At 66.0% G+C, this 11355-nt stretch carries 8 protein-coding genes and 1 pseudogene; 7 read left to right on the top strand and 2 right to left on the bottom strand.

All coding sequences use genetic code 11. The features are described from left to right. From ACIRA7_RS11465 to ACIRA7_RS11440, 6 genes are all read left to right on the top strand, one after another. A partial coding sequence (locus tag ACIRA7_RS11465; RefSeq protein ID WP_396220977.1) for a class I SAM-dependent DNA methyltransferase occupies positions 1-523 on the top strand: 523 nt, incomplete at its 5' end. A 10-nt stretch (positions 524-533) separates the two neighbouring features. Beyond that, on the top strand, positions 534-1376 hold the full coding sequence (locus tag ACIRA7_RS11460) for a serine O-acetyltransferase (RefSeq protein WP_396220976.1): 843 nt from the start codon (positions 534-536) through the stop codon (positions 1374-1376). Positions 1377-1420: 44 nt separating this feature from the next. Next, complete coding sequence (cysK, locus tag ACIRA7_RS11455; RefSeq protein WP_396220975.1) at positions 1421-2338, top strand: cysteine synthase A; 918 nt, start codon at positions 1421-1423, stop codon at positions 2336-2338. Beyond that, a complete protein-coding gene (locus ACIRA7_RS11450) occupies positions 2335-3507 on the top strand; it encodes a hypothetical protein (protein ID WP_396220974.1) in 1173 nt (390 codons plus the stop codon). The genes cysK and ACIRA7_RS11450 overlap by 4 nt, the downstream gene beginning before the upstream one ends. Before the next feature lie 16 nt (positions 3508-3523). After that, positions 3524-4882, top strand: a complete 1359-nt coding sequence (locus ACIRA7_RS11445) for an esterase/lipase family protein (RefSeq protein WP_396220973.1) — start codon at positions 3524-3526, stop codon at positions 4880-4882. 117 nt (positions 4883-4999) lie between these two features. Further along, entirely contained in the window at positions 5000-6313 is a 1314-nt protein-coding gene (locus ACIRA7_RS11440) for an ATP-binding protein (RefSeq protein WP_396220972.1), read from the top strand. A 103-nt stretch (positions 6314-6416) separates the two neighbouring features. Here the strand turns inward: ACIRA7_RS11440 and ACIRA7_RS11435 are convergent, their stop codons facing one another. Then, entirely contained in the window at positions 6417-7868 is a 1452-nt protein-coding gene (locus ACIRA7_RS11435; RefSeq protein ID WP_396220971.1) for a hypothetical protein, read from the bottom strand. Positions 7869-8260: 392 nt separating this feature from the next. Next, positions 8261-9517: pseudogene (locus ACIRA7_RS11430) on the bottom strand (P1 family peptidase). A gap of 304 nt (positions 9518-9821) precedes the next feature. Between ACIRA7_RS11430 and dacB the strand changes: the two are divergent. Then, the coding region (dacB, locus tag ACIRA7_RS11425; RefSeq protein WP_396220970.1) for a D-alanyl-D-alanine carboxypeptidase/D-alanyl-D-alanine-endopeptidase at positions 9822-11355 on the top strand (1534 nt) is incomplete at its 3' end.

The following is an 11355-nucleotide window of genomic DNA, read 5'->3' as shown; positions in this document are numbered from 1 at the left end:
CGAGTTGGCGCGGCAGGTGGCGTTCGTGTTGCACGCAGCCGAGTGGGTGTTGGGGCGACGCGTGCGCACGGTGCTCGACGTTGGGTGTGGCGAGGGGAACTGGTATCCGGTATTGCGGGCGCTGCGTCCGCGAGTGGCGTATCAGGGCGTCGATCCGAGCGCGTACGCGGTGGCGAAATTCGGGGCGCGACGGCATCTGCAGCAGGGCGGCATCGAGGAGCTCGGCTCGCTCGATCTGCGCGAGCAGTACGATCTCGTGGTGTGCTGCGGCATGCTGAACTATCTGTCGATCCCCCAGCTCACGAGCGGCGTGGCGCAGGTGGCGCAGCGCACGGGAGGCGTGGCGTATCTGGAGCTGTTCACGAAGGACGATCGCTTCGAAGGGGACACCGATTGGCCACCGCCGAGGTCGGCGTCGTGGTATCGCGGGCTCATGAAGCGGGCCGGGCTCGTGCCCGTGGGACTGCAGTGTTATGTGGCGGAAGCGGCGCAGGACCGCGTCTCGTCGCTGGAACGACTGTAGATTCTGCAGCATGACAGATCGGATGGTCGCACCGACGCACTGGTCGTCGTTTCTCGAGCAGCTGCGCGCCGAACGCCGCGCCAGTGATGCGCCGCGTCCGCTGCGGGCGTTGGCAGAGGAGTTCGCCGGTCGCGTGCTGGCGCTCCTCTTCCCGCAGTTCGCGCATCCGTTGCGGCTGGGCGTGGCGGGCGTGGATGAAGAAGCGGCGCAGATCGACGCGCTGTTGCGGGCGGCGATCACGCCGATGGTGCACGACGTCGAGCCGGTGGTGGCCACGTTCCTGAACCAGTTGCCGAACGTGCGGGCGTCGCTGCTGCTCGATGCCGAGGCCATTCTGGCGGGTGATCCGGCAGCCGAGAGTCTGGAAGAAGTGATCGTGGCCTATCCCGGCTTCCTCGCCACGGCGGTGCATCGCGTGGCGCACGAGCTCTATTTGCTGAACGTCCCGGTGTTTCCGCGGCTGCTCTCCGAATGGTCGCACCGGGAAACCGGCATCGATATTCATCCGGGGGCGGTGCTTGGTGCGTCGTTTGCCATCGATCACGGCACGGGCGTCGTGATCGGCGAAACGAGCATCATCGGCGATCGGGTGCGACTGTATCAGGGCGTCACGCTGGGTGCGCATGCGGTGAGCAAGAAGCTGGCGCACCAGAAGCGGCATCCCACCATCGGTAACGATGTGGTCGTCTACGCCAATGCGACCATTCTGGGTGGGACCACGGTGATCGGCGACGGCTCGATCATTGGTGGGAATGTCTGGATGACGTCGTCGGTGCCGCCACGTTCGGTGGTGCAGTTCTCGAGCCGGGTGGAACAGCGTCCGGCCGACGACGGTCTCGAGTTTCACATCTAGCGGTCAGTGCTGTTCCCGTTCGTTCACTCTTGCCACACGAACCCATGCGCGTCTCGACGATTCTCGATACCATCGGCCACACGCCGCACGTGCGTCTGCATCGCCTGTTCGATCCGCGCGTGGAGGTGTGGATGAAGCTCGAGCGGGCGAATCCTGGTGGCAGCATCAAGGATCGCATCGCGCTCACGATGATCGAGGATGCCGAACAGCGCGGCCTGCTCACGAAGGACAGCGTGATCATCGAGCCCACGTCGGGGAACACCGGTATCGGGTTGGCGATGGTGGCGGCGGTGAAGGGCTACAAACTGGTGCTGGTGATGCCGGAGTCGATGTCGGTTGAGCGTCGGAAGCTGATGGCCGCCTACGGCGCCACGTTCGACCTGACGCCGCGCGAGAAGGGGATGAAGGGGGCAATCGAGCGCGCCAACGAGTTGGTGGCGAGCACACCGAACGCGTGGATGCCGAACCAGTTCGCCAACGAGGCGAACATCCGCGCGCATGCGCTGACCACGGCGCGCGAGATTCTCGCCGACTTTCCCGATGGCGTGGACTATCTCATTACCGGCGTGGGAACCGGCGGGCATATCACGGGGTGCAGCGAAGTGCTGAAGCAGCATTGGCCAGCCATGAAGACCTTTGCGGTGGAACCGGCGAAGTCGGCGGTGATCAGTGGCGGCGCTCCGAGTCCGCACCGCATTCAGGGTGTGGGGCCGGGCTTCATTCCCGACAACCTGCACCGCGATACGCTGGATGGCGCGATTCAGGTGACGGAGGAAGCGGCGTTCGAGTACACCCAGCGGTCGGCGTGCGAGGAGGGGATCCTCATCGGCATCTCGAGCGGCGCATCGCTGGCGGCGGTGGCGCAGAAGCTCCCCGACATGATCGACGGCGCGCGCGTGCTGACGTTCTGCTACGACACCGGCGAGCGATATCTCTCTATCGAAGGACTGTTTCCTGCATGACGATACTTAGACGTCTCAGCGCGATTTCCGTGTTGTTCGCACCGGCGCTGGTGTGGGCGCAGGCACCGGTGGTCGCGGCCCCGAAAGTCACGCGCGCCGATCTCGCGGCGGCGTACATGCGTGTGGATGCGGTGTACACGCAGCGGGAGAACGCGAAGACCCTACCGGACAGTCTGCGCGCGCAGGTGAACCGCACCGTGGACCGCGCGGCGTTGAGCTTCTTCAGCGGACAGTTCGCCGCGGCGGTCGGTACGATCGATGCCGCTGCGGTGCAGCTCGGTGGCGTGCCCACGCCGCCGGTCTCGGCGCCGGTGGGGCCGCGTGTGCTGAACGGTGCGCCGGCGAGTGCGGCGCGCGACGAGTATCTGGCGCGGCTGGCGGTGGTGGACAGCACGGGGGCGCTGGCGCAGGCATTGCTGTCCACGCGCGAGCGCGCCAAGCTGCTGGTGGATGTGCCGTCGCCCGACCGTAGTGCGGAGTTCCTGAACGATCCGGCCAAGTTGTCTCGCGATCTGGCGCGCGAAGTGAGTGTGCTGGAACGCGGACGCGATCCGTACATCGGACTGGTGGGTGATTTCTGGCGCGTGTATCGCGGCGCGAACAACGCGCTGGTACCCATGCGCATCGTGGCGCCACCGTCGGCGAATGTGCGCAAGCCGGTGGGGGTGCTGCTGGTGCTGCACGGCGCCGGCGGCGACGAGAATATGTTCGTGGATGCGTACGGCAGTGGCCTCGTGACGAAGCTGGCGGCCGAGCAGCGGCTGATTCTGGTGTCGCCGAAAACCGACGTGTTCGGCGCCACGCCTGAGCATTTCGATGCGTTGATGGCGCTATTGCGCAAAGAATTCCGCATCGACAGCTCGCGGGTGTACCTGATCGGGCACTCGATGGGCGCCGGCGCGGCGGCACGATTGGCGCAGGCGCGACCGGCGCAGATTGCGGCGGTCGCGATGCTGGCCGGTGGCAGTCCGATCACGGTGCCGAACGCGCCGCCGTCGCTGTTCATCGGGGCGGAGCTCGACGGCATTATCCCCGCCGCGCGCGTGGAAGCGGCCGCCAAGGCGACGCCGGGTGCGACATACGAACTGTTCCGCCACGAAGGGCATCTGCTGATGGTGGGGAACGGCGTGCGTCGCGCCGTCCCGTGGCTCGTGAGCTATACCCGCTAGTCGCACGGCACCCGTCATGGCCGATCGTCCGCTCATTCTGCTGCACGGGTACAGCGCCGATGGCAGTGCGTTCGATCACTGGCGCACGGTGTTGCGGGCCGCGGGTTGGACCGCCGAGCAGCTGTGCACGGTGAGCTATGAATCGCTGACGAATGATGTTTCGGTGCGCGATATCGCCGAAGGCTTCGACAAGGTGTTGCGGCAGCGGGTGGGGCTGGCCGACGACGAGCCGTTCGACGTCATCGTGCACTCCACCGGCATGCTGGTGCTGCGCGCGTGGCTGACTCGGCGCGGGATGACCGCGCCACGGCGTGCGCGCGTGAAGCACGTGATTGCGCTGGCCCCTGCCACCTTCGGATCGCCGTTGGCGCACAAGGGGCGCAGCTTTCTGGGTGCGCTGGTGAAGGGACGCAAGCAGCTGGGCCCCGATTTCCTCGAGGCGGGTGACCAGGTGCTCGACGCGTTGGAGCTTGGCAGCCGGTTCGGCTGGGAGCTGTCGCACGCCGACTTGTTCGGCAGCGAGAGCTTCTACGACTCGAAGCGGACCACGCCGTACGTGTTCGTGTTCTGCGGCGCGCGCGGCTATCGCGGGCTCGCCGCCCTGGCGAACAGCCCCGGTACCGACGGCACCGTGCGGTGGGCCGGCTGCGCCTTGAACAGCCGCAAGGTGGTGCTCGATCTCTCGGCCGACTGTGCGGATGATGCGCGGGTGCAGGTCGTTGCGTGGACGCAGGACGATGTGCCGATGCATCCGATCGCGAATGTCGATCACGGCAGCATTCTGTCGGCGCCGCCGCCCGCCCTGACGCAGATGGTGATCGATGCGCTGCGGGTATCGTCGCGCCCTACCTATGCGGCGTGGTGCGAGCGCGCCGAGGCGGTGGTGCGTGCTACGCGTGAGGCGATGGTGCCGTGGCAGCAGTTCGTGGTGCGGGCGGTGGACGAGCGGGGCGACGGCATTCGCGACTGGAATTTGCAGTTCGGTCTGCGCGACGGCACCACGCTGGTGCCATTCACGCAGGACGTGCATGTGTACGGTGGCGATCCGAGCTACCGCAGCTTTCACGTGAATCTTTCAAGATTGAAGGATTCGGCGCTGCTGCGTGGGCGTGGGCGCCGGCTCACGGCGCAGCTGTACGCCAGCACGGGGACGCAGCGTGTGCTGTACAGCGGTGCGTTGGTCGACACCGCTGGTGTCGAGGCCCCGAATCGCGGCGGTACGTGGTACGGATCGTTGGATCTGTCGAGTGTGTTGCCGGGCGGCGCCGTGCGCTTCTTTCATCCGTTCACGACCACGTTCATCGAGCTGCGTCTTGATCGTGAGCCGCTGACCGGACCGGGGATGGTGGTGCGGATGCACGAGCCCGAGCAGTAGTTCGGGGTAATCTTTTCCAGCCGACTTCGTCATGACCTCCGACTCAATCCGTATTGCTGGCGCTCAAAAGGCGTCTGGCTGGACCGTGCGGGCACCCTTGTGAAGGTGATCGCGGTGGTGCTGGCTTTCTTTTACCGTCAGCCGCCCAATATTCAGCCACGCGCCCCCGGTACGCCCATTCACGTGACCTATCGCCCCAGAATCGTTGACGCGCGCCTCGACAGCGCGCTCCGAAGCGCCGGTGGCGTGGTCCTCGACGGTCCGCGCGGTTGCGGTAAAACACGCACGGCGTTGGAGCACGCGGCAAGCAGTGTCTCGTTCGACCGAGACCCGAACGCGCGATTGCTGGCGCAGACCGCCCCCGACGCCCTCCTCAGCGGGCCGATACCACGACTGCTGGACGAGTGGCAACTGGTGCCAGAGATCTGGGGGAGTGTGCGCGGCGCCATCGACGATCGCGCGCAGCCTGGCCAGTTCATTCTCACCGGCTCGGCGGTGCCCGTCGACAACGACACGCGCCATACCGGTGCTGCCCGCTTCATTCGCCTCAAGATGCGTCCCTGCACCCTTGCCGAACTCGGGGTCAGTTCCGGTGCGGTGTCGCTCGCAGCATTGCTCAACGCCGACGTCATGACAGCGGCTGACACCGGGCTCACCGTTCCGGAGTTGCTGTCGCATGTGACCGTGGGTGGATTCCCGGGCGTGCAAGGCACGGCCGGCGACACGCTCGACGTCCATCGCGAGTACCTCGCCTCGGTGGCGCACGCGGATATTCCACGGCTCCTCGGGCGCACACCACGACCGGCGCGACTGGAAGCCGTGATCAGAGCCTTGGCACGCCACAGCGGCGGGCCGATGACGGCGACCGCCATTGCGGCCGATGCTGTGACACCGGGTCGGCCAATCGATCCCGACACGGTCGCGCTGTATCTCGACACGTTGACTCGCATCCACCTGATCGAGCCGCTCCAGTCGTGGGGGACCCACTTGCGATCGCGGTCGCGACAACGCTCCGCACCGGTGGTGCACTTAACGGATCCGGCGTTAGCCGCCGCGGCCATCGGCGCGACCCCGCACGCGCTGCTGCAGGACCTGCGATTGGCAGGGTTACTCTTTAAATCACTCGTCATCCGCGATTTACGCGTCTATGCGGACGACGCGCGTGGCACGGTTGAGCAATACCGTGACAACACGGGGCTGGAGGTGGACGCGATTGTGACGCTCAGTGATGGGCGATGGGGCGCCTTCGAAATCAAATTGGGGACCTTCGCCATCGACGACGCCGTAAAGTCGCTACGCCGGTTTGCCGCCAAAGTCGATACGCGCGTGCTCGGTGCGCCGAGTGTGCTCGGCGTGATCGTAGGGACGGGTGGGGCCTACCGACGCGAGGATGGCATCATGGTGATCCCCATTGGTGCGCTGGGGCCATGATGGTCTGCGTCCGCGTCTCGTGGTGTCGACCGCGTGGCTGGCAGCATGGCGGGAAAAGTCCGCCAGGGCGGCCACGTGAGTGAACTTCGCCGCACCGCGCCCTCTACGGAGTTGGCGGCGTAACCGATGACGCCGGTCGTGTCCCCTGCAGAATCCACCGTTGAATGCGTCGGCCGTTTCCCGCTTCGCCGGTGTACATGCGGTTCTTGGAATCGATCGCGATCATGTGCGCGCGAATGAACTCGCCCGACTGACGACCCGGCCGGCCGAAGCGATCGAGAATAGCGAGATCCTTCCGTCGCAGAATCCACACCCGCTGGTTCGTGCCGTCGATGAGGTACAACAGGCTTTGCTCGGCATCGCGCGACACTTGCAGGCTGAACCCGCTCCCCGAGCCACCGGTTTGAGGGCGTATGAAGCGCTCCATCAGAAACTCGCCGTTCTGCCGGAACAGCTGAATGCGATTGCCACGCCGGTCCGATACGTAGAGCAGCCCATCCTTGGTTCCCACGAGGCCGTGCAGCGTGGAGTATTGCTGCGGCGGTGATGCCGTCTTTACGGGATAGCTGTACCGCACCGAATCGTCGGGCCGCTTGCCGTAGGCGCCCCAATGACGCTTGTAGGCGCCTGTGGTAGCATCGAAGACGATGACCCGCTTGTTGATGTAGCCGTCGGCAATGAACAGCTCATTGGTTTTGGGCTCGACGTAGAAGTTGGCCGGCCCACCCAGGTGCGTCGAATCGTTGCTCCCCTTGTTCACCCCCGGCTCGCCGATCGTCATTACGTACGTGCCGTCCTGCGTGAACTTCATGACGTGCATGCCGTTGCTCGTTCCCATCCACACGAAGCCATGATGGTCGATGTAGATACCGTGCTCCTGACTGAACCAGGTGTAGCCAGCACCCGGCCCACCCCACGCCTGCACGAGCTTACCGTTGGCGTCGAGTTCAATTACCGGTGGCGCCGGAAAACAGCAATCGGCGATCGGCGGTTTGGACGCCGCGCCAATTTCCTGGTCGGTGAGACTCGACGGCATGTGAATGATCCACAAATGATCGCGGTCGTCGACGAACAGCCCGCGGATATCACCCCACGTCCAGTCGTTCGGCAGCGTTGGCGGCCATGTCGGGTCCACCACGTAGATCGGCAGTCGCTCCGCCGTGGGTGACCCGCGCGCGACGGAGGCGTTGGCACCCTGGGTGTGCGCGGCATACGCTGGCAGGAGCAGGCCCGCGAGCAGGCCCAGCAGATTCATACGGCTCATGACGTGCTGCATCAGCTGTCCCCGCGGCGCTGCCGCAACTGCTGTGCAAGGGCCAGCGTGCGTCGTGCCGACGCTTCGATACAACACTTTGGGCGGTGCGTCGCGCAAGAGATGCCTCGACGCAAGCTGCGCGGCGGTCAGTGGCGGGTTGTCGGGATTGTTCGCTGCCCGCTGCTCGATTGCTGCGTCACTGGGCATGGTGTTGCGCGCGGTCTTGCGCGAACGCGGCGTGGCCAGCTCGGCCCGCACCCGTACGATCATGGACGTACCCGCCTCGCCGCGTTTGTGCATAGCGTTGTCGCTCCTCGCGGCTGGCGTAACGGGCAGCGATCAATCGGATGGCCTGCATCCTGACGGTGAAGACCACGGTCACGGATCGCGCCACCGCTGCACGATCTCACGGAAGTCGATCCCATGTGTGGTCGCGTTCGAAGCGGCTTTGTCAGGGTCCCACTCGAACGTCAAGGGAAAAGTACTACGCCGTGAATACACTATCAACGCGCGCGTCATCCTCCGGATCTCGGTCCCCAGCGCCACCTCCGCCTCCAGCTCGAGGAGGAACATCACCGTGAACATCGCTCGCCGAGATCCGTGCGCAGGTTGACGCGCAGCGCCCTCGGTCCGTCGACAAGCAGCGTCCAGTCGCCCGAGCGCACCGCCCGCGGCGACGCGCGCGCGGCACGTCAGCGCATGCGGCCGTACTTTCGCATGGCGGCGAGCATGCGGTCCACCGGCATCGCAAACACGCGCAGGTCGTTGGCTCCGGTGGTGGTCTCTGCCGCCAGCAGCGCGTTGGTGATCGCCGCCTCCGTCGCCTGCGCGGTCGCGGCGAATAATGGCGAGATACGGTCGTTGGTCAGCATGGTGAGACGCGCGGTGCTATCGGATGACTATGACTTCGGGTTGGCCGTGGAGAAGGCGACGAAGATGTCGCCCGATCCGTTGTCACCGAATCCGCCCTGACGCCCGATGCCAAGGGATACTCGCGTCGCCAGACGCTTGAGTTGATGTGGGAGCAGCGGCGCGTCGGTCGCCACGACGACGATAATGGATCCCTGATCGGTGTCGGTCACGTCGGCCCCAGTGGGCGCATCATCGCAGCGGCGAAGTGTCGAACCGCTCGGCAAGGGCTCGCGATTGGCGATGCACGAGGCGAGGTCGGTGATCTCCTCGCCGACGGGCACGCCGGCGATCCGCAGGTTGCGACGTGCGCCGAAGTTGCACTGCACCAGCACGCCAACCGTGTAGCCGCCGTCGGTCGCCGAGAGCAGCCGCGACGCGGTACCAATGCCGCCCTTGAATCCGAGGCACCGCATCCCCGTCCCGCCGCCAACGACCCCTTCGGCAACCGCACCGCCGAGTGCGCCGTCGAGCGCGGACAGCACATGCTCCGGCTTCACGTGGAATCCGTTGATGTCGTTCAGCGCGCCGTCATAGGTCTCCGCCACAACCGGCAACCACCACGGCTGCAGCACGTTCTTTCGCGACACCTCCCATCGAATGATCGCGTCGCGAACCACGCCGACGCTGTGCGTGTTGGTGATCGCGATGGGCCCCTCGAGATAGCCACTCTCCTGGATCCACGTGGTACCCGTCATCTCGCCGTTGCCGTTCAACGCGAACCATGACGCGAAGACCGGGTCGGCGTTGTCCTTTCCGCGAGGATGCACGACCGTGACCCCCGTGCGCACCGGCCCCTGTCCGACCACGAGTTTGCCGCTGCCGGAGACCAACGTGGTGTGCCCAACCTCCACGCCCGCCACGTCGGTGATCGCGTCGAGTGGGCCCGGCGTGCCACCGATGGGCAACTTGAGGTCGTTCTCGCGCGGCTTGCGCTGCGCAGAGAGCGGAGCGACGCCAAATGCCAGCTGGCCGGCGAGCACGCCGAGACCAAGCCGGACCGCGAGCGAGCGGTGACGTAACAGGTGATTTCGAGGCATCATGGCGAAGTCCGGTAACGCGCGGGTAGGTACGATGGCAGTCGTCGGTCCCAAGGTGCCTACCGACCGCTGCCCCGTCAACACGGCCGTGTGGACGTGAAATCCCGAGTGCGGCGAGGTGAGCATGCCGGACAGAATTCCGGGCGATGTAGCTTCGGCCGCACGGCGTGGGCGTCGACGCACCGCGCACGCGGCCCATCCCTATCCCGCTCTGGACACCGTTCCTGAAGCGGCGGAAGTTGTTGCGGAAGGGCGGGATTGTTGGAAGACCCCGCCGTTGACTCCCGCCTCCGCCCCCCAGGTCATGCCACGTCGATCGCTCTCGCTCATCTCGCTCATTGCGCTCGTGAGTGCCGCTGTGTCGGTCAGCGCACAGCCCGCCCCGGACCGGCGTATCCAGGCCGTGATGGACCGCCCGGAGTTCAAGCACGCGCTCTGGGGGATGGAGTTCTACGACCTCGACGCGAAACGCACGATCGCCGGCCTCAACGCCGATCGCCTGTTCACGCCGGGTTCGACCACCAAGCTGCTGACGATGGGTACGGCGCTCGAAGTCCTTGGCGCGACGCATCGATTTCGCACGCCAGTCTACCGAACCGGCCCACTGCGCAACGGCGTGCTGGAGGGCGATCTCGTGCTCGTGGCCAGCGGCGACCCCAATCTGTCCGGACGCGCGCGCGCCGACGGCTCGTATGCGTTCATCGACCGCGATCACTCCTATGGCGGCCCGCCGCTCCCCACCGATCCCCTGACAACGCTGCGACAGCTCGCCGCGCAGGTCGCCGCCAAGGGCATCCGGGAGATCACGGGGCAACTGATCGTCGATGCGTCGCTCTTTGCCGAAGGCGACCGTGAGTTAGGCTCACGCGTTGTCCTCTCGCCGATGGTGGTCAACGACAACGTCATCGACATCGTGCTCACACCCGGCACGCGCGCCGGCGATCCGGTGGCGGTGAGCATTTCGCCAAAGACCAGCTATCTCACGGTGCAGGCGCGCCTCACCACTACCGACTCCGGCACGGCCGCGCGCGTCGTCTCCACCGAAGACAGCAGCAATGTCGATCACCGCGTCCTCGTCGTGACGGGCAGCATCCCGCGCGGCGAATCGATCAACGCGCGCTGGGCCGTTGCCTCTCCACAACGCTTTGGCGAGATCGTCTTTGCCGAGCTGCTCAACGAAGCCGGCGTGCGTGTGCTGCCGCGGCTCGCGGCTCGCGCACTCGACGCCGCCGCACTGCGCACCGCGTATGCCGATTCACTCAAGGTGGCCGAGCATACCTCGTTGCCGCTCACGGCCGAAGCGACGGTGCTGCTCAAGACCAGCCAGAACCTGCACGCCAGCAACTTCCCCTTGCTGCTCGCCACGCTGCCTGAAGCACGCGCGGCGGGCAAGAACGGCTTTGATCTCGCGCACGACTGGCTGCAGCGCGAAGGGCTCGACCTCGGCGGCGCCGTGCAGGGTGATGGTGCCGGTGGCGATGCGCTCTTCGCGCCCGCCTTCATGACGCGCTATCTCGCCGTGTTGGCGGCCAAGCCGTGGGGTGACGCGTTCGCGCGTGCCCTCCCCGTGCTGGGCAAGGACGGCACACTCGCCACGATTCAGCCGGGCGCCGTCGCTGCAGGAAAAGTGTTCGCGAAGACCGGGACCTATGCCAAGTACGATCCACTCAACCGGCGTATGCTCGTGACGGGTAAGGGACTCGCCGGCTACTTCACCTCCAAGAGCGGGAAGCGCATCGCGTTCGCGCTCTACGTGAACAATCTCTCGGTCGCTGCCGGCGATCCTGCCATCGTCGCCGGGCAGGCGCTCGGCGAGATCGCCTCGCTTGCGTGGGAAC

The sequence above is a fragment of the Gemmatimonas sp. genome, from assembly GCF_044376735.1.
Lineage (GTDB): Bacteria > Gemmatimonadota > Gemmatimonadetes > Gemmatimonadales > Gemmatimonadaceae > Gemmatimonas.
Note: the sequence above shows the minus strand (reverse complement) of the source record. Positions and strands in the feature narration are given on the sequence as shown.

Excerpts from the sequence above, each read along its gene's own strand:
- ACIRA7_RS11435 (WP_396220971.1), bottom strand. The coding sequence starts at position 7,868 with ATGCACAAACGCGGCGAGGCGGGTACGTCCATGATCGTACGGGTGCGG.
- ACIRA7_RS11445 (WP_396220973.1), top strand. The coding sequence starts at position 3,524 with ATGGCCGATCGTCCGCTCATTCTGCTGCACGGGTACAGCGCCGATGGC.
- ACIRA7_RS11460 (WP_396220976.1), top strand. The coding sequence starts at position 534 with ATGACAGATCGGATGGTCGCACCGACGCACTGGTCGTCGTTTCTCGAG.
- cysK (WP_396220975.1), top strand. The coding sequence starts at position 1,421 with ATGCGCGTCTCGACGATTCTCGATACCATCGGCCACACGCCGCACGTG.
- ACIRA7_RS11450 (WP_396220974.1), top strand. The coding sequence starts at position 2,335 with ATGACGATACTTAGACGTCTCAGCGCGATTTCCGTGTTGTTCGCACCG.